Annotated in this window: 22 protein-coding genes; 5 read left to right on the plus strand and 17 right to left on the minus strand. The window is 46.1% G+C overall.

What is annotated here, in order from left to right; all coding sequences use genetic code 11:
- Positions 1–7 precede the first annotated feature (7 nt).
- From GKZ89_RS06625 to GKZ89_RS06640, 4 genes are all read right to left on the minus strand, one after another.
- Positions 8–1,345: a sodium-dependent transporter gene (locus GKZ89_RS06625; RefSeq protein WP_155111614.1), complete on the minus strand. Its 1,338-nt coding sequence runs from the start codon at positions 1,343–1,345 to the stop codon at positions 8–10.
- 180 nt (positions 1,346–1,525) lie between these two features.
- Complete coding sequence (locus GKZ89_RS06630) at positions 1,526–3,055, minus strand: ATP-binding cassette domain-containing protein (protein WP_155111615.1); 1,530 nt, start codon at positions 3,053–3,055, stop codon at positions 1,526–1,528.
- 250 nt (positions 3,056–3,305) lie between these two features.
- On the minus strand, positions 3,306–4,802 hold the full coding sequence (locus GKZ89_RS06635; protein WP_430696861.1) for a glycoside hydrolase family 32 protein: 1,497 nt from the start codon (positions 4,800–4,802) through the stop codon (positions 3,306–3,308).
- Between the two features lie 965 nt (positions 4,803–5,767).
- Entirely contained in the window at positions 5,768–5,968 is a 201-nt protein-coding gene (locus GKZ89_RS06640; protein ID WP_123915956.1) for a cold-shock protein, read from the minus strand.
- A gap of 227 nt (positions 5,969–6,195) precedes the next feature.
- Between GKZ89_RS06640 and GKZ89_RS06645 the strand changes: the two genes are divergently transcribed.
- Positions 6,196–6,804: a hypothetical protein gene (locus tag GKZ89_RS06645; RefSeq protein WP_155111617.1), complete on the plus strand. Its 609-nt coding sequence runs from the start codon at positions 6,196–6,198 to the stop codon at positions 6,802–6,804.
- A 70-nt stretch (positions 6,805–6,874) separates the two neighbouring features.
- On the opposite strand, the gene GKZ89_RS06650 is transcribed toward GKZ89_RS06645, so the two are convergent.
- Positions 6,875–7,330 (minus strand): TlpA family protein disulfide reductase, encoded by a 456-nt coding sequence (locus GKZ89_RS06650; RefSeq protein ID WP_155111618.1) that lies wholly within the window; start codon positions 7,328–7,330, stop codon positions 6,875–6,877.
- Positions 7,331–7,423: 93 nt separating this feature from the next.
- Positions 7,424–7,966, minus strand: a complete 543-nt coding sequence (gene ahpA, locus GKZ89_RS06655; RefSeq protein ID WP_155111619.1) for a biofilm-specific peroxidase AhpA — start codon at positions 7,964–7,966, stop codon at positions 7,424–7,426.
- 320 nt (positions 7,967–8,286) lie between these two features.
- Here ahpA and GKZ89_RS06660 point away from each other — a divergent pair, with 320 nt between their 5' ends.
- Positions 8,287–9,144 carry a mechanosensitive ion channel family protein gene (locus tag GKZ89_RS06660; protein ID WP_430696898.1) on the plus strand — a complete coding sequence of 286 codons (858 nt, stop codon included), beginning with the start codon at positions 8,287–8,289 and terminating at the stop codon, positions 9,142–9,144.
- 48 nt (positions 9,145–9,192) lie between these two features.
- Here the strand turns inward: GKZ89_RS06660 and GKZ89_RS06665 are convergent, their stop codons facing one another.
- The 4 genes from GKZ89_RS06665 to ccpC all read right to left on the minus strand — a co-directional run bounded on the left by GKZ89_RS06665 (position 9,193) and on the right by ccpC (position 12,360).
- Positions 9,193–9,438, minus strand: a complete 246-nt coding sequence (locus GKZ89_RS06665; RefSeq protein WP_155111621.1) for a YkuS family protein — start codon at positions 9,436–9,438, stop codon at positions 9,193–9,195.
- Positions 9,439–9,492: 54 nt separating this feature from the next.
- The gene (locus GKZ89_RS06670; RefSeq protein WP_241680153.1) at positions 9,493–10,617 is read right to left on the minus strand and encodes an N-acetyldiaminopimelate deacetylase; all 1,125 of its coding nucleotides are present in this window, start codon (positions 10,615–10,617) and stop codon (positions 9,493–9,495) included.
- 64 nt (positions 10,618–10,681) lie between these two features.
- A complete protein-coding gene (dapD, locus tag GKZ89_RS06675; RefSeq protein WP_155111623.1) occupies positions 10,682–11,392 on the minus strand; it encodes a 2,3,4,5-tetrahydropyridine-2,6-dicarboxylate N-acetyltransferase in 711 nt (236 codons plus the stop codon).
- A gap of 71 nt (positions 11,393–11,463) precedes the next feature.
- Positions 11,464–12,360, minus strand: a complete 897-nt coding sequence (gene ccpC, locus GKZ89_RS06680) for a transcriptional regulator CcpC (RefSeq protein WP_162356550.1) — start codon at positions 12,358–12,360, stop codon at positions 11,464–11,466.
- A 102-nt stretch (positions 12,361–12,462) separates the two neighbouring features.
- Between ccpC and GKZ89_RS06685 the strand changes: the two genes are divergently transcribed.
- On the plus strand, positions 12,463–13,194 hold the full coding sequence (locus GKZ89_RS06685; RefSeq protein WP_155111624.1) for a sulfite exporter TauE/SafE family protein: 732 nt from the start codon (positions 12,463–12,465) through the stop codon (positions 13,192–13,194).
- 18 nt (positions 13,195–13,212) lie between these two features.
- Positions 13,213–13,590 (plus strand): VOC family protein, encoded by a 378-nt coding sequence (locus GKZ89_RS06690; RefSeq protein ID WP_155111625.1) that lies wholly within the window; start codon positions 13,213–13,215, stop codon positions 13,588–13,590.
- Positions 13,591–13,641: 51 nt separating this feature from the next.
- Here GKZ89_RS06690 and cbpB read toward each other — a convergent pair whose 3' ends face one another.
- The 4 genes from cbpB to GKZ89_RS06710 form a co-directional block, all read right to left on the minus strand.
- A complete protein-coding gene (gene cbpB / locus GKZ89_RS06695; RefSeq protein ID WP_155111626.1) occupies positions 13,642–14,088 on the minus strand; it encodes a cyclic-di-AMP-binding protein CbpB in 447 nt (148 codons plus the stop codon).
- Positions 14,089–14,227: 139 nt separating this feature from the next.
- Positions 14,228–14,416 carry an antirepressor AbbA gene (abbA, locus tag GKZ89_RS06700; RefSeq protein WP_162356551.1) on the minus strand — a complete coding sequence of 63 codons (189 nt, stop codon included), beginning with the start codon at positions 14,414–14,416 and terminating at the stop codon, positions 14,228–14,230.
- Positions 14,417–14,503: 87 nt separating this feature from the next.
- The gene (locus tag GKZ89_RS06705) at positions 14,504–15,022 is read right to left on the minus strand and encodes a ribonuclease H-like YkuK family protein (protein WP_155111627.1); all 519 of its coding nucleotides are present in this window, start codon (positions 15,020–15,022) and stop codon (positions 14,504–14,506) included.
- Positions 15,023–15,123: 101 nt separating this feature from the next.
- The gene (locus GKZ89_RS06710) at positions 15,124–15,363 is read right to left on the minus strand and encodes a YkuJ family protein (protein ID WP_155111628.1); all 240 of its coding nucleotides are present in this window, start codon (positions 15,361–15,363) and stop codon (positions 15,124–15,126) included.
- A 714-nt stretch (positions 15,364–16,077) separates the two neighbouring features.
- On the opposite strand from GKZ89_RS06710, the gene GKZ89_RS06715 reads away from it, so the two are divergent.
- Positions 16,078–16,311, plus strand: a complete 234-nt coding sequence (locus GKZ89_RS06715) for a glutaredoxin family protein (protein ID WP_155111727.1) — start codon at positions 16,078–16,080, stop codon at positions 16,309–16,311.
- A 33-nt stretch (positions 16,312–16,344) separates the two neighbouring features.
- On the opposite strand, the gene GKZ89_RS06720 is transcribed toward GKZ89_RS06715, so the two are convergent.
- The 3 genes from GKZ89_RS06720 to GKZ89_RS06730 all read right to left on the minus strand — a co-directional run bounded on the left by GKZ89_RS06720 (position 16,345) and on the right by GKZ89_RS06730 (position 18,411).
- Positions 16,345–17,238: a manganese catalase family protein gene (locus GKZ89_RS06720; RefSeq protein ID WP_155111629.1), complete on the minus strand. Its 894-nt coding sequence runs from the start codon at positions 17,236–17,238 to the stop codon at positions 16,345–16,347.
- A gap of 261 nt (positions 17,239–17,499) precedes the next feature.
- Positions 17,500–18,054, minus strand: a complete 555-nt coding sequence (locus GKZ89_RS06725; RefSeq protein WP_162356552.1) for a DUF3993 domain-containing protein — start codon at positions 18,052–18,054, stop codon at positions 17,500–17,502.
- Positions 18,055–18,183: 129 nt separating this feature from the next.
- Complete coding sequence (locus tag GKZ89_RS06730; protein WP_155111631.1) at positions 18,184–18,411, minus strand: hypothetical protein; 228 nt, start codon at positions 18,409–18,411, stop codon at positions 18,184–18,186.
- Positions 18,412–18,434 lie beyond the last annotated feature (23 nt).

Genomic DNA, 18,434 nt, shown 5'->3' on the forward strand with positions numbered 1-18,434 from the left:
ACATATCCTAAATAACATTCAATGCATCAAGGAACACGAGAATGATCGCTGCAGGCACGATGTATTTCAGTGAGAATACCCAAAGGGCAAACCAGGCCGATATGTTTCCTGCTCCTTTTTCAAGCTCCTCCTTCAACATCGAGCGGTTCATTTTCCATGGAATGAACAATGCGATAAGCAGTGCCCCGAGCGGCAGGAGAATGTTGCTGACAAGAAAATCAGATGCATCAAAAATATTTTTGCCGAAGATCTGGACATCGCTCAGCACTCCAAAGCTTAAGGCAGCCGGAACCCCTGCTGCAAAAATAAGCAAGCCGCCGATCCAAGAGAGTTTCTTCCGCTTTTCAACCTTTCCTTTAGCAATGGATGCCACAAGAATCTCGAGCATTGAGAAAGCCGAAGTGAGAGTGGCAAACAAAAAGAGTGCTAAAAACAGAAGCATGAACACTCCGCCGAATGGAATCTGGCCGAAGATAGCCGGCAGGATAACAAACAGCAGCCCTGGTCCTGCTTCAGGCTTCATTCCCTCTGAGAACACAGCAGGAAAAATAGCCAATCCTGCCAAAAGAGAGATGGTAATGTTCATGATCACAATAGACACGGCCGACTTCCCAAGATTCTGTGTTTTATCCAGGTAAGAAGCATACGTCAGCATCACCGAAACACCTACACTTAGGGAGAAGAAAGCCTGCCCCATTGCGGCCAGAACAGATTCTGAATTCAGCTTTGAGAAATCCGGCTGAAGGAAAAACGCCACACCTTCCATCGCATTTTCCAGTGTCAGCGATCTGATGATGATCAGGATAAAGAGAATAAAAAGAGCCGGCATCATGATTTTGTTTGCTTTTTCAATTCCGCTTGATACTCCTTTTGCTACAACAACAATCGTGAGAAGCATAAACAGGAACTGCGAGCCAGCGGCCCCTAGCGGATTGGCGATAGAGTTCTCAAACAGAGCCCCAAAGTCTCCAGACCCCGACAGCATACCGGTTATCCCATAGTAGAGATACTGAAGGATCCATCCTCCCACAACACTGTAAAAGGATAGCAGGATAAAGCTTGCAGCCACCCCCAGATACCCTATATACGACCAGGCCGTCCCCGGCACCAGTGATTGGTAAGCCCTGATCGCTTCTTTTTGAGTTGATCTTCCAATAACAAATTCTCCAAGCAGGAGCGGAAGTCCGATCACTGCTGTAAATAAAATAAACAGAAGAAAAAATGCTCCGCCGCCGCTCGTCCCGGCAACATAGGGAAGCTTCCATATGGCCCCGATGCCTATGGCTGATCCTGCAGAAGCCAGAATAAACCCAAGCTTTGAAGACCATTGCTCTGATTGTTTCATATCTTGATCCTCATTTCCTAATTTTTAATACATCTTCCTTTATAACAATTTAAAGCGGCAAAGTAAACCAGCTTTTTATCCCAGAAAGCGGGTTCAGAAACCGAATCCGCTTGCAAGCCTCCCCTTTTAGTCTCTCTAAACGGCAAAAAAGCATGAATGCCGCATTCATGCTTTTTTGCATCACACGAGACTGAAGGTGTACCCTTTTCCTCTCAGTTCTTCAACTGCCAGCAGATTTCCTCCCGCTTCAAGTACGTATATTCTTTCAGCGAAATGAAGAAAGTCCATTTTGTTTACTAAAAGAATAACCGTTTTGATTGCCCTCATTTCGCCGATACCTAGAAAAATCTTTTTCGCAGTTTGGCTGTCAATTTCACTAAAAGCATTCTCAAGGATTAGGATGCCCGGTGCAGTACAAAGCGCCCTCGCGATCGCTATCCGCTGAATCTCACTTCTGGATAAGGGATGTTCTTCATGTATCACTGTATTATACTGCTCCGGCAGGTTCATGATCACATCATGGATTTGTGCGGTTTTTGCCGCCTGGATGATTGTGCTCATCGGCTGCTCCAGCTTCCCAAAAGCGATATTCGCCTTAATCGTTCCGCAGATCATAGGTGATTCCTCGAATACTACTGCAGCTGATTGCGGTGAAAACCGCCCGTTCGCTGTCTCTCCATCAATTGCTATTTCACCGCTCTCCGGTTTTAAAAAGCCGCTGATTAAATGGGCAATAGCCGTTTTATCCTGATCTCTATCCGTAAATACAGCAACTGTACCCCCTGGACGGGCAGCGAATGATACGAATTTTTCCTGTTCTTCGGCCGGGTATGAAAGAGCAACATTTTTAAAAATAAGCTCCCCCATGCCTCTAAGCCCCTCTTCTTCCTGCTTGAAACACAGTAACCGGAAAATGGTCTCTGACGACTCTGCCGCGGTCAGAAACGTTTGGACAGCCTGTCCCAGCTGCCGTAAAGGATGGAACATAATAACCAAGAGGAAAATAGAAGCTGCTGTGCCGCCGGCATTCAGCTCGCCGGTCCAATAAAGCAGCAAACAGCCCCCCAGAGCAGCTGAACTAAACAAAACCCACGGCAAGCCGGACATTTTACCGGCGTACCGTTTCCGTCGCTGTTTAAAGGGTTTCTTCATCCATATCGGAAACAGCGACTCCTCCACTCCGGATGCAGCCGCGGCCGTAACCGCTGCAAAAGCACTAAGTGCGTATAAGAAAAGAGAGACAAAACCTGCCAGCATAGAAAAGGCAAAAAGAAAAATGAAGCCAGCCATCGCGAAAATTACAATGCGGATAAAAACAGTGAGCCCATCTTCCAGAAACCAATGGATCCGTACTGTTTCTTTCCTGAATATGTTCATTAGTTGCTGACGAGATTGTTCGCTATACCAGTGAACAGACAGATGTCTGAGCTTATCCGATATCTCCTTGTTCAATCCGGCTGACATTTCAGAAGCAAAGGCGCGGGTGTGTTGCGTTTGTTTCGTAATAAGATAATGATACAAATAGATAAGAGCAGCAGCGGCTGAAGCTGTTCCAAGCCATATTGCAGCGGAACTGCTGAAGCTTGCTTGCTGGATCAGCCTCGCCAGACCGAGAGCCGCGATGGCCATCAAAAGGGCCGGCAGTACGAGATTATATAAATACCGCTTACAAGGGCCGCAAAAAGGAAGTAACCTTTTAAATAGTTTCATAATCTCATCCTCAGTTCAGTCTTTGAAGCGGGTAGCAATGCAAAAGATAATATATCGGTAACCGAATAAATTTTCCAGCCTCTTTTTGGATATTTTTGAAAACACATCGAATGGATCAGGTATTCATTCACACATTTACCGCGAGTCCGCAAAAGGAGCGCAAAAAAATGCACAGCTCACCGCTGTGCATTTTCGTTTTATATTCGGTTGACACTCATTTTCATGCGGAGATGCCGCAGCAAAACGGTTTTTACCGTTTGATGTAAGCATCCCCGAGCGTCCATACTTCTGCGGACTGAACATTCACAGTGCCCCCCTCAGCAAACAGCTTAATCCCAAGGCTGTCTGAAGAAGGAAAAATCCGGGAAGTCAACACGCATGCCCCGCCATCAGCGAATACTTCAATTGAAGAACGGTCCAGGAAAATTCTCAAGCTTACCGATTTCACCTGGGACAGCTTTGCCTCACGCAAACCTCCTCCGGGTCCCTTCCCTGAATTTTCACGGTCCAAAACAAGCTTACATTCATCAGGCACGATGGTCAGAACGGTTTCTTCCCCATCACCACACCTTACTTTCACACCGAAAGCCCGGACACCAGGATCATCTACTCTGAATTCTGCAGCAATCTCGGCCATGTCTGCAGAGCCGATTACCAGTTCATTCTCGATCGCATATTCCTTTACCGATACAGTCTTTTCTTTCCGGAGCGAGTCCAGCTCCGCCACAGGATGCATAAGCAGTCTACCCTCTTTATCGAGAGAGAGAACCCTCGGGATGGTCAATGCTCCTGCCCAGCCGTCTTCCTGCGAGGGCATCTCCTGCTCCCACATATCCATCCACGCAATTAGGATCCTCCGCCCTGTATCGTCTAAAAAAGTTTGAGCCGCATAGAAATCATGCCCCTTGTCCAGTTCAAAGAATTGGCCATGTTTATATTGCATCGTTTCATAGCTGAATTCACCTGTGAAGTATCCCGTTTGCTTCAGGTTGACATACTCGGTTCCTTCCTGTTCCATCCCTTCAGGTGAAATCAGCAATACATGCCTGCCCCCCAGCTCAAAAAAATCAGGGCATTCCCACATAAATCCAAGGTTCTCTTCTTTGTTCTCAGCAAGCACACCTTCGTACTTCCAGTTCTGCAGATCATCAGACTGATAAAGAAGCACCTTCCCCAGCTCATTCTTTTTCGTGCCAAGAACCATGTACCAGGATGACTCATGCTTCCAGACTTTCGGGTCCCGAAAATGGCTTGAACCTTCCTCTGGAATACGGCTGAGCACCGGATTACTGCAATCCTTTGTAAAGTTAACCCCATCAGTGCTCCAGGCGAGGCACTGAACCTGCTTGAGTTCCTGCTGCTGATCATCCAGCCACACATTGCCGGTATAAATGAGCCCCATCTTCCCATCGTGTTCCACAGCACTCCCGGAAAAACAGCCATCCCGGTCATAGTCTTCAAATGGAGCCAGCGCAATCGGAAGCTGCTCCCAATGGACGAGATCCTTGCTTTTTACATGGCCCCAATACATCGGCCCCCACTTTTCGGAAAAGGGATGGAACTGGTAGAACACATGATATTCCCCTTTAAACTGAATCAATCCGTTCGGATCGTTAATCCAGTTCGCAGGTGCAGAAATATGAAATCCGAGCCGGTAAGGGGTATCCTTAATCGTCTCCCCTTTATCTGAAGCTTCCTTTTGAGCCGATAAAAGCAAACGTTCATATGCCGTTTCCATTCGTTTCAATCCCCTCCGTCTCAATTACCATTCTGTATGTAAGCCTATCCATCACATTATGTCATGAATTCCGTGAAAGGACAAAGGAACGCCGGGAGCTGCAGGAAAGCGATGATCTGGACTTGTGCCACGGTTTTTACACGCGAAATCTTTAGCCGCGTTACGTGCCCATCTCTTTTGACATGCCGCTCAGTCCCTGTTTCGTGCCGGAAGAGAACGGTCTCGTGCCAAAAGGACAGGTTCTCGTGCCGAACTTTCACTATTACGCGCCGATCTATCCGCGTTACGTGCCTATATATCCGCGTTACGTGCCCATCTCTATTTACGTGCCGTTATGACCCTTATACGTGCCAGAAGGACAGGTTCTCGTGCCGGACTCCCACTATTACGCGCCGATCTAACCGGGTTACGTGCCTAACTCTAATTAGGTGTCGTTCTGATCCTTATACGTGCCAGAAGGACAGGTTCTCGTGCCGGACTCTCACTATTACGCGCCGTTCTAACCGGGTTACGTGCCTAACTCTAATTACGTGCCGTTCTGATCCTTATACGTGCCAAAAGGACAGGTTCTCGTGCCGGACTCTCACTATTACGTGCCGATCTATCCGCATTACGTGCCCATCTCTATTTACGTGCCGTTCTGACCACTTTACGTGCCGAAAGATCAGGTTCTCGTGCCGGACTCTCACTATTACGTGCCAATCTATTCGCGTTACGTGCCTATCTCTATTTACGTGCCGTTCTGACTCCTTTACGTGCCAAAAGGACAGGTTCTCGTGCCGGACTCTCACTATTACGTGCCCATCTCTATTTACGTGCCGTTCTGACTCCTTATCGTGCCGGAAAGGCAGGGTCTCGTGCCGGACTCCCCATTTTACACACCGATTCTCCCGCAAGACACCTTCCATATTTTTAAAGCACAAAAAAGCCATGATCCTGAAAGGATCATGGCTTTAAATAGCTAAGTCAGAAAATTAAAGTTTTACAACGTTTTCTGCTTGAGGTCCGCGTTGGCCTTCAACAACGTTGAATTCAACTTTTTGGCCTTCTTCAAGAGTTTTGAAGCCTTCGCCTTGGATCGCGCTGAAGTGAACGAATACATCGTTTCCGTCTTCAAGCTGGATGAATCCGAAGCCTTTTTCTGAGTTAAACCATTTTACTGTACCTGTTTCCATGTTGGTACCTCCAAAAAATAATATTTATGCGCATTTCCTTTACCTCTGTAAATAAAAAATTCACATACAATAAGCAGCATCCCTAAAGTGTCACGTGAGATACATCCCTATTGTATGTGAACTTCAAAAGGAAATGGAACACTTTAACTTTACTTCTTTCATGATACTATAATTAAATAAAAAGTACAACCATACTTCGCATTTTTTTCGTAAAAGGAGGATTTCTATTGAAATGGCTGCTGCTTCTACTATTGATTTATACCATTTTCTTCGCCCCGGGTAAAGGAGGATTAGAAGATCCGGTCCTCAATGCGTATCTTTCCGGAAAGATGGATAGTCAGGATCCGCTTGTAACGATGGTTTTCTCCTTTTTGGGGATTTTCCCTATCCTGTGGACGGGGCTTTATCTCCGGCAGGATGATTCGGCAGTTCCGGCGTGGCCGTTTGCTTTACTGTCCTTCGGAGCGGGTGCGTTCTCTCTTATCCCCTATCTCTTCTTTAAAGGAAAGGGAAAAAGAAACAGACCCTTTATAAAAAAAGCTGGCCGTTTGCTTTCTGCCAGATTCATTGCTTATCCGCTTATTGCACTGACAGCTGCATTGTACTTGTATGGACTGCTGTTTGGCAGTCTGGAAGCTTACGTTAGTGCATTTTATGAATCAAAGCTTGTCAGTGTTATGACGGCAGACTTTATCGTTCTCGTTATTTATTCTTTCTGGTGGATAAGGAGGGAATCCCCAGGCAGGGAATTCCTATGTCTTGTTCCTCTGGCAGGTGCTCTGGCAGCTGCAAGTACATCAAGAGCGCAAAAGCCGAAAGAAAATCCATCCAGTTAAACCGTTCATACATGATTCCTGGGTACCAAAAAGAGACCGCTAAAAATCAGCGGTCTCTTTTCTGCTGTGCTTATTCTGCCGCTTCCGTTTCGGAAAGGACACGGTTTACACGCTTTTCAAGCATTTTCATTCCGCTTCCACCGGCCTGGAAGTGACGGAGATTCCCGTCCTTGTCAAACACGTAATAAGCTGGCACATATTGATTTTCAAAGGCATCCGTCAGCTTATGCTCACTGTCTACGAAAATAGGCTGGCTGATGCTGTGCTCTTCTGCCGTCTTTTTGATGGCTTCCATATCCAGATCGTCTTCTGAGCGCGGCATATGGACTGCCACTACGTTTAAACGGTCCTTATACTCGTCACGGAACTGGTTCACCTGAGGCATTGCTTCTTTGCACAGGTGGCAGCTCACGGACCAGAAGTGAATCAATGTAGGTTTTTCGCCTGTAAGGTCTTCTTTTGTTACCTGGCCGTTCAGCCATTCAACTGCGCCGTTTAGCTCCGGCATTTGTTCACGAAGTTTCATGTGTATCCTCCTTATGAATCATCAGCCTCAGCGGTTTTGCTGGTTAGTAATAAAAAGGCCTAACCGGCAGTTAGACCTCTTGTTATTCAGAAATTAAAGAGTAGATTGTCCCGGCTTCCAGTTTGCAGGGCAAAGTCCGCCTGTCTGCAATGCCTGAAGTACGCGAAGGGACTCATCAACATCACGGCCGATGTTATTATGGAACACCGTTTGATATTGAAGCTCGCCTTCCGGATTAATGATGAACAATCCACGAAGAGCAACTCCTTCTTCTTCGATCAATACGCCGTAGTCGCGTGATACCACGTGGTTTGTGTCTGCTGCCAGCGGGTAGCGAAGGTCTCCGAGGCCGTTGTCTTTGCGGTCTGTATTAATCCATGCAAGATGAGTATGAATCGTATCAGTTGATACGCCGATTACTTCTGCATCCAGATCCTCGAATTCATCATAGCGGTCGGACATCGCTGTGATTTCTGTCGGACATACAAAAGTGAAGTCCATTGGATAGAAGAAAAGCACTGTCCATTTGTCGTTTTTCATATTTTCTTCAAGACTTACTTTGCTGAATTCTTTATTTGCCATGACAGCTTCCATTTCAAAACGGGGAGCTTGTTTGCCTACCATGCGTTCTGCCATTATGTATCCCTCCAAATTATAATATAGCAATTGAGAAAGCAATCGAGCTATTCTCAGTGATGCTCATTTTTTCACAATGTTTATTATATCAGATAGCTTTTTTTAGTCAATATTAAATGATAATCAATTTAATTTAACTAATTGCCCGCATCCTGATATTTGGTATACCCTTTTTTTAGGTCTTTTATTTCAAATAAAAAGTCTGCTGTGGTAAACTTGTCAATGAATTTCCGGTAACCTGTACACAATAAGTTTAACATGGCCCATGCGGGGTATCAAAATGATTAGCATATTAGCTTGTCATATGGAAAGGAAGATGCATATTGGATATTATTCAGAACATTAATTGGGCAGGTCTGCTGACAGGGGCCGGCATCATCGTTTTAAAGCTGCTTGTCATTTTAATTGCGTTTTTAATTGTACGGGCCGTCGGCAGCAAAATCATTGAGCGTTCCTTTGACAAAGTACAGGCGAGAAAACAGGTCTCCCCTGGAAGAGCGCTGACGCTTCAAAGCCTTTCCCTGAATGTTTTCGGGTACATACTAATCTTTATATTTGTTGTGATGGTGTTTCAGGTATTTGAATATGATGCAACGGCACTGCTTGCCGGAGCCGGAGTAGTCGGACTCGCCATCGGCTTTGGCGCTCAGGGGCTTGTCAGTGATGTGGTGACAGGGTTTTTCCTTCTCCTTGAACGGCAGCTTGATGTAGGTGATTTTATCACGACTGCCGGTTTCTCAGGCATAGTCGAACAGGTCGGCCTCCGTACAACGCAAATCCGGGGGTTTGATGGTACGCTGCACTACGTTCCCAACAGGGAGATTACGAATTTAAGCAACCACACCAGAGGAAATATGAGAGCATTGGTCGATATCGGAATCTCCTATGATGATGATATTGACTTTGCCATCAAAGTGATGCAGGATGTATGCGATAAAATGGCAGCCGAAAAGCCAGTAATCGTAGAAGGTCCAAATGTGCTGGGTGTCCAGACCCTCGGCGCCTCGGATGTTGTCCTCCGGATCATCGCCAAAACGGAAAACGGGGAGCAATGGGGGGTCGAGCGGGACCTTCGGAAAGCGATTAAAGAAGCGTTTGACGCTCATGGAATCGAAATTCCTTTCCCGCATCAGGTCTATATGGAAAAGAAGGATCCGGCAGAGGGAAAAGATAAATGATCAAAAAACAGGGACACGCATACTGCGTCTCCCTGTTTTTTATTTGTTTTACTGGTTGAACCGGTGCTGCACCTGCTGGCAGATTTCCTCAGCTGAAAGCCCGCTTGCTTCAATTACAGAGCCTTCCGTTACAGGGGTGCTGATACCCATTACATTCGAGTCCTGGCCGGTCAGAATGCAGCAGTCACAATTTTTCGCATCCTCTTCACTGCGGATCTGCACCACTTCATACCCCATTGATTTTAAGGCTTCTTCTACATTTGTTAATGAATGTTCTACACCTATTCTTGGCATAAAAACACCTCCTGTCTGATAAGGTGCCCAGGCAGGAGGTGTTTATTCCCAGTATTAGGATTTAAACGCAAAATATTGAATCATCGTCCGCAAAGCGGTCTCCAGTGCTGATTCATCTGGCTGAAGCTTGCTGTGATGCAATCCGTATGGCGATCCCGTACCGAGCCAGAACATAAAGCCGGGAATTTCTTCGAGGAAGTAGCCGAAATCTTCTCCAGTCATTGCCTCTCTGCTTCTTTCAACCACTGCGAAAGGCAGGCTTTCGGCAAAAGCCATAAATTCATCAGTTAAGGCTTTTTCATTGAATACTTGATGGTACATGGATCCGTAGTCGATTGCTGCACTGCAATCGAATGCCGTTTCAAGTCCTTTAACGAGAGCCTCAATCCGGGCCTTTACCTTTTCCATCGCTTCAGGAGACAGCGTCCGGATGGTACCTTCGAGCCTCGCCTTTTCAGCAATAATATTCTGCACGTTTCCTCCGGTGATTTTCCCTATTGTGATAACAGCACTGTCCAGAGGATCTACATTCCGTGAAATGATGGTCTGAAGCTGCCCGACAAGCTGGCTTGCTGCTACAACCATATCATTTGCAGTATGCGGATACGCGGCATGACCGCCTTTGCCTGTTACATCAATAAACAGCTCGGACGTGTTGGCGAACAGAAGCCCGGGCTTTGTTCCAATCGTGCCGGAAGGAAGCTCCGGAGCAATATGCAGCGCTGTAATAAGGTCCGGCTTCCACTCCTGAAACTCTTTGCTTTCAAGCATGGGCCTGGCACCGCCCGGGCCTTCCTCGGCCGGCTGAAAGATGATGAGCAGATCATCTTTCATCGGCTCCCGGATAAAATGTTCGGCGATGCCGAGGGCGATGGTCATGTGGAAGTCATGACCGCATGCATGCATCATCCCTTCATGAACAGACTGAAAAGGATAACCTGTTTCTTCTGTGATCGGCAAACCGTCCATATCGGCGCGGTACGCTAGCGTTTTGGACGGGGCTGTTCCTTTTATTTTAACTAGGACACCCGTACGCCATGATTTCAGCTCAAACCTGCCGGCAGGCAGCTGTGCAAAAAAACGGAGGATGTACTGCTGGGTCTTAAACTCTTTAAAGCCTGCTTCAGGGATTTGATGAAGTTCCCTGCGGATCATGGTTAACGAATCGAATGAGAGCATTTTTTCCCCCCTCCTGATACAGCAATGCGCGGATGGCAGCCATCCGCGCATTGCCGCTCCGCACTTACAGCTGGCGGAGCTCTTGCTTGATCTCAATTTTTGATTTTGTTTTCTCATCGATATCTTTGATTTTCTTTGCCGGAGTTCCTGCTACAACCGTATAAGGAGCTACGTCTTCTACAACAATGGCTCCAGCTGCAACAACAGCGCCTTTTCCGACTGTAACACCCTCAAGAATTACAGCATTGGCACCGACAAGAACGTCGTCCTCGATCACAACCGGCTTGGCACTTGGAGGTTCAATAACTCCTGCGAGAACGGATCCTGCTCCAATATGGCAGTTTTTTCCGACAGTAGCTCTTCCGCCCATTACCACATTCATATCGATCATGGTTCCTTCGCCGATCACAGCGCCGATATTGATGGAAGCTCCCATCATAATGACGGCATTATCTCCAATTTCAACTTGGTCACGGATGATTGCACCCGGTTCAATGCGTGCTTTAATGCCTTTCATGTCAAGAAGAGGGATCGCAGAATTACGGCGGTCATTCTCTACTACATAATCTTCAATCTTGCTTTGATTTGCTTCAATCGCCTCGCTGATCTCCGTCCACTCTCCAAAGACCGTGCCGCTGCCGCCGTTAATAAAGGTTTTTGCAGAAGAACCGAAATCGATTCCTTCAAGGTCCCCTTTAATATAAACTTTAACAGGTGTGGACTTTGTGCTATTTTGAATAAATGAAATAATCTCATTGGCATCCATCATTTTCATATGTATCGCCCTCCGTCATTAATGATATCAATTTTTACTCTATCAAATGGAACATAGGATTGACAAGCAGATTATCCATAACGGTCTTCTGACTCCTCCTCATTCGACCACTCTTCCACTACCTCTAAAAAAGCCTGAACCTGCTTGAGCTGGAAGGCTGCTTCATAACCGAGCATCCACGTATCCCTCGCAATCGGGTTTCCCTCCGGGTCGGAGAGCGGAATTTTATAGATTGGTTTGCTTTCATCATCCAAGGCTACTGATGGCAAAATAGCGTACCCTATACCGTTGTATGCCATCTGTTTGCATGTCTCGATCTGGTCCACCACGATGGTTCGTTTAGGGGATGTCTGGAACTTCCGGTGCCACCAATCCTGTATTTCCTGATAATAGGTGGAGTCGCTTCTGAACTGGATGAAAGGCCGTTCAGTTGCCATCAGTTCCTCTGCACTCTTAATTTCTGTGTCAACGAGATACAGCTCATCCTTCAGCAGGTGCTTTTTGACTCCCTTCCATTCCAGACTTCCTCTTACAATTCCAATATGGACATTATCTTCATAAAGACTTTTTAAAATTTCGCTGCTCCATCCTGTGATGAGCGAGATTTTAGCCTGCGGATAGCGCTGCACGTAGCGCTTCAAGACTTTTGGCAGCCAATGCTGTCCAATGATGGACGCAACAGCCAGACGGAGTGTCCCGCTCACCTCTCCCTCCAGCGCGGAAAGATTTTCCCTTACCTTTTCTTCCTTTACCACCATCTCTTTTGCGTAGTCGATGATTTTCTCACCGGCAGGTGTGAGAGTCAGTCCTTTTTGCGACCGGATAAAGATTTTAGCTCCCCATGTCTTTTCAATGGACTGCAGCCGCTGTGACAAGGCCGGCTGAGAGACGAAAAGCCGCTCGGATGCTTTTCTCATATTCATTTCTTCTGCCAGGACAAGCAGAATACGAAGTTCAGTTATTTGCACATCATCACGCCTCAATAAGTTTTCCTTATATTATATGTTAAATTATTCAATATTTCATTATGTCTGGTTTAAGAATAAAATAAAAGAGAAAGGAGGATGGCAATGGAATGGCCACTCATCTTGATCGGTGCTGTTACTTCCTTTTTCGGAACGCTTGCCGGGGGCGGCGGACTGATTGGCATGCCTGCGATGATCTTATACGGGCTTCCCATTCATACGATTATCGCTGCCACCAAATTTTCGAACACCATCAGCTCTTTTTCAAGCTTCTTCTTTTTGCTCCGCAGCAAGGAGGTTAAGCTCTCAGAAATGCTGAAAGTGGTTCCGTTCGCGCTTGCCGGAGGACTGACCGGAGCGTCCCTGGCAGGAATGATCCCTGAAAAATGGATGACGGCTGCGGCCCTGATTTTTCTTGGATTTGCATTTATGTTAAGTTTACTGAAGAACCCTGAACAGAAACAAACAGAAGAGCGGCACAGATTGTCCCCAAAATCCTTTCCGCTTATTTATGGAATCGGTGCATATGACGGCATATTCGGTCCAGGCCAGGCAACGCTGAGCATGTACCTCTATTTCCAGCTCGGTCTGTCTTACCTCCAGGCAATCGCTTTTACCCGTTTTCAAACCTTTATCAGCTGTTTAGGGGCCTTTACGATGTATTTGATTGCAGGAATGGTGGATTTTGATGTTGCGATTCCGCTGGCCATCGGCTCGGCGATCGGAGCCCAGCTCTCGGTGCGGACAGCACGGTATATTTCCTTTTCAGCTGCTAAATGGATTGTAAGAGGAGCGACCCTGTTATTGATTGTACAGATTCTATTCCGGTTCTTATAACCGTATCAGGAGGAGACAATGAACAAAATCCAATACAGCAAAATTGATCATGTGCAAATTTGTGTGCCGGCCCACTCAGAATCCGAAGCCCGTGAATTTTATCTGCACACCCTCGGTTTTAAAGAAATCAGCAAACCGGAAAGTTTAAGAGGAAGCGGAGGGTTTTGGTGTTCGGCAGGAGAAATTGAAGTTCACATCGGACTCGAAGACATAAAAGAAACGGAAAGCAGACGCCATCCCGCTTTCGAAATCACCAACCTCGATGAAGCACGCAAGCTGCTTGTGGAGGCAGGAGTAAAGATTAAAGAGGAAAAGCCGATTCCGGGCAGGGAGAGGTACAGCTTCCCGGATCCTTTCGGAAATAAGATTGAATTTCTGGAGTATAAAAAAAGCTAAAGCAACGGACCCTTGTCACCTCATGAGGAGGGCGGCAAGGGTCCGGAACAATCAGCCTCTATTCAGCTTTTTCACATGGCGGTCGAGCTGTTTTAAGATTTCCCTTCTTGTGAAAATCCCCTCAAAATACCCTTCTGAGCTCTCCACGCAAACGAAGGGATGATCCACAACAAGCTCCAGTCCTTTTGATGCAGGATCATGATCCTTCAGCCTTGGGATCTCAGGGTTCATCACTTCTGACACTTTGATATCACCCAGTCTCTCAGCCTCGATCCGTTCCAGGCCCATAATGGCGTCTATAATCATGTTCGTTCCGATAAGGCCATGCAGCCTGTAAGCGGAATCCAGAACCGGAATGGCCGTATAGCCGGTACGGGTCAAAACGAGCAAAGCATGTTCCAGGCTGTTTCCAAGCTGCACATGGGCCACTTTATCTCCCGGAATCATTAAATCCATTACACACGCATCCATCAATTCACCAGCACGAAGAGTAATCATTGCTGTACTTCCCTCTCTCTTGTTCATACTTTCAGCCTATTTCTTCTACCCGGCTGCCTGTTCTGCTAAACTGGAAAAATGGCTTGGGACGCCAAAAAAACGGTCTCCTGGATGGAGTACCGTTTTCTATGTAATCCCTTCATTCAAATCGAATGCGGTCGTATAGAATGGCGAGCTGCTTGTAAGTCTCCATATCCACCGCTTTTTCACCGCTTTCGATATCATTCAGTTCACTGCTCAAAAGTTCAATGGCGTATTCCTGGTTTATCAGCAAATTCACCAACAGCTCCTGTTCTTCCGCTGATAGCCTTTTATTAACTAAACTCACACTTTTGCCCCCCCTGCTGCCTCATTTCCTTACAAGCATAATAAAAGGGATTTTCTGCGTCAAACGCAATTTTCGACACAGGTTTCCTTATTTTGTATACCTATTGGCATAACTGAAGGCAGTGTAAGAATCTGGTTTAATAATGGCTTCCACTCCCATTGCCGTGATTCTTCCGATCATTTCCTGAATGAGGTCTTTTGTAGCGCCTTTTCTCCCAATATCAAGGTGAATTTCGAAAGATAAATCGGCTCCCTCTTCGGAAAAAGGGATGAGAATATCAGACAATTCTCCCATATAAAGGGTGATGAAGGAGTAGGCCAGCTCCTGGCTGAGCGCGGTTTCCGTCGAAATTTTTTCGTGGATGCTCATGATTGGCCTGGGCAGTATGAAATTCTTCAGGCATCCCCAGGCCCCCTTGCCTTTTCGGTGAAGGTGAACTGCTGTGATAAACTTGGTATGCAGATGGTGGACATGGGAATCCGTCCCGATTGAGAGCACATACTCGGAACGCGGGTCCATCTGAATGAACTTCTTAAGCCGGGATATAACATCCTGCAGGGTCATGTTGTCTTCCGTAACATTGTAAAAGGCACACGTATCGTTCATCATGCATCTCCTTTTAAGGTTCTTACTTAACCTTATACGCATTCTAAAACCGATATGTTATTCCTTTTCCCCATCCATGTTAAATCTATGTAAAGGGCCTCTTATGCCTGAAGCAGATCAAAGATTTCGATAGCGATGATATCAATGTTGTCAAATTGATACGTTTGCGGTTTTGCACCCTTTTCAAACACTTCCAGCTCAAACATTTCATTTTTTTCGAAATATTTTACACTGCACTTTTTTTCTCCTTCTACCTCAAAGAAACGCTGGGAAGGCTCGTTGCCTGCTGCGGTTTCCTGTAGACTTTGAAGACGGCTGATAATACCTGTTAATTGGGACATGCTTTTTTTCTCCTTCCAAAGGACATTGGGTCCTTATCGCTTATTTTCTTCGTACTTTGTTATTTTTATCCATTGTGAATCAAGCTATTTCTATTAGAAAGTTTACCACATTTGGATTCAGGATAATATGTTCGCTTGCTTACAATTTTACGACTTTGGCGGGGCCTGCTGTAATAAAGGTGTTCAGCAAAGTCAGATCCTGCTGTTCCAACATTTGAAGAGGGAATTCCAATAAAAAAAGATCGAGACAAACTGGCAATTTGCACTCTGGAGGCTGTTGATTCTCCGGAACATGCCAAACATCATTTCAGCATATTTAAACCGATAAGTAAAGGAATTTTTACCGGAGATGGCAAGGGGATTGTATATTCCGGCATGGAATTGAGCCCGTTTTGACTGCCTTCCGCCCTCTCCGTCACGAAGGCTGTGCCGGAAATTCCGGCTGCCTGCAATCCCGCTTTAACGTTCCCATAGGCACCGGGTCAGGCTTGAAAAGAGCTCCGCAAAGATTTGCCAGCTTTCAGCAAACAGTCCGATTTCCATGAACAACTTGATGCAAAGCTCACCTTAACAAATCGGGCACATGCTGCTGGATGGGCCGGAAATTCACCGGTCCACCCCGTATATGATATCATGGGAATGGGTTAGTCTTTCAGTGCCATGGGCTCGTCCTTTATTATTATCTCTAACATTCCAGAAAGCAGTGATATGAATATGACCAAAAAGATAACGCTTTATACGCAGCCGGATTGCCCTCCATGTAAAATTACGAGGCAGTTTCTTGACCATCATAAGCTTCCTTACGAAGTCATCGATGTATCAGAAGATCAGGAGGCAAGAACATACCTGACCCAGAGTCTGCAGTCTTATTCCACACCTACCGTTACTGTCGGCGAAAAGGTTGTGAAAGGATTCAACCTTCAGGAGCTTGAAAAATTAGTCCTATGATGCTGCATAAAAAAGAAGCCTCACGGCTTCTTTTTAAATTCCTGCATTTCGCTGCAGTCTTTTCGCGATTTCCTTAAAATCCTCTTCTGAAATACCCGGAGCAAACTCTTCCGGTATCTCCTCCAGATCCGGAACAGGAGCTCCCTGCGGATGGCCGATGACCACTTCAAGCGGCTCCCCCTTCGGCCCTGTACCTTTCCAGATTTTATCGATGTCTCTGTAGTACGTATCACTGAATGTGTACAGCTTTCTGTTTACTCCGAGATCTTCATACTTCCTTGTGCTTGAAAACCTGGCATTATCAATATCCGGGATCGGAAGCATCTTCATTACGTCGACTCCGGTTGCCACTTCCAGAGCCTTTGCGTAGGCGAGTATGTGAACCCCTCCCCTTACAAGCAAATAACCGATCATTTCCCTCGCTGCGGGATTGTCCGTCATTTCGTACACTCTCATTTTATGTGTTCTGGCACCGCATTCCAAAAAGAAGTTATGAAGAAGATCGAGGACGAGGTTTCCGCTGTTAAATACATTGTCCCCGGTCCACGCTCTGCCCATGGAATCAAATGGGAACGACGTCTGGGCAGTGGAGATAAAGTGGAGCGTATTCCGCTTATCGACCGCCTCTCTCATCGGTGTTGAGTCAGGAGGACCTGGATGAGTGGTGCCGATGATCATCAGGTTGATGGTATTGGACACGAGCTCTACATGCCCCAGTTCTTCGGCCGTAATACTTGCCACCAGATCATAGAAGGGCTTCAGCTTTTTTTTGTTTCTGAAATTAAACGATTGGTACATATAGTTATTCAGCGTAGACATCTCGCCAAATTTGCCGCCCAGCAGCTCCTGGACTGCCGCTGCAGCATTCGCATCGGGATGTTTTGGCCGGGGAAGATCAATCGGTAATCTGTCGATACGGGTAAACATATCCATTCCTCCCTTTTTACACACTGTTATTTACTTATGAAAGGGAGGCCTGTTTATATGCTTTTTACGCTCTCATGCTAAGCATTGACAAGGACCATGAAGGTCCCTTCCAGCCGGACAAAACCCGGTACTCATGTTCTGTGTGGAGCAAAAAAATCCCCGGCTTAAAAGCCGGGGAAGAAATTCCGTACTATTGGGGGAGACGGAATCATTTTCTATACCTATTACCCAATGATAATGATTATCATTATCTGTGTCAATCTATTTTGGTTCTGTGAGGCTCTCGGATATAGAGGCAACTTTCCAGTGACCATCTTCCTTCACAAGTGTCACCGATTCATAATGTCCTTCATAAGTCACCGGACCCTCATCAGTCTTCTCAAAATACTGATAGACAATCTTTTTGTTTCCGAGGTCTTTTATTTTTGTGGACGAGTCATAAGCGAAAAACGGAATAGACAAAATAGGGAAATCTGTTCCATAAACAATATATTCCTTCTCACCTTTTACCGCGTTATGCTTTAGATAAACGTCTGCCATCTTCTCAGTGAAATAAGGTTCAAGAACTTCTTTCATCTCCTGTTTGGAACGTTCTTCATTGCCCAGGGATATCTGCTTCTGATACGCATCCTGCAGAAGTTCAAGCGTTGTTTCCGTTTTATTTACTTTCTCGGTATTATCTACTGTTTCGGCCTTATTTACCGTCTCGGCTGCCTGCGCCGGCTTTATAGTGGGTGCGGCTGTCTCTCCAACGGCGGGCGCTCCAAATGAAAAAAAGAAGATGGTTGACGCTGCGACTACTGACCGTATTTTCATGTTTAAATCCTCCATTTCTTCCCGTCCGGAAAGATTGATTTATCCGGCATGTTTCTTCTTAACACTTGTTATTCCACCGCTTAAAAAATCCAAACGTAAAAAAAACAGAGACTGCAGCAGCTCTGTTTTTCAATACCCGTATGAGAAGGCGAAATAAAGGATCAGAACAGCCAGAAGCAGCCCTGCTCCTGTATAAACAAGAAAGACCGGATTCAAAAGATAAGGATGTGCCTGAACGCTTTTTGCGGGCGGTTCATCTTGTTCTTTCTTAAGGGTCATGCTGAATCTCCCTGTACGCAAGGTGAGAACCAGCCCGGCGATCAGGATAAGGAGAGCGGCAGCGGCTAAGGCAATCATATAAACCTCCTGATTTTTTTCCT

It is taken from the genome of Metabacillus mangrovi (genome assembly GCF_009711125.1).
Taxonomy (GTDB): domain Bacteria; phylum Bacillota; class Bacilli; order Bacillales; family Bacillaceae; genus Metabacillus_B; species Metabacillus_B mangrovi.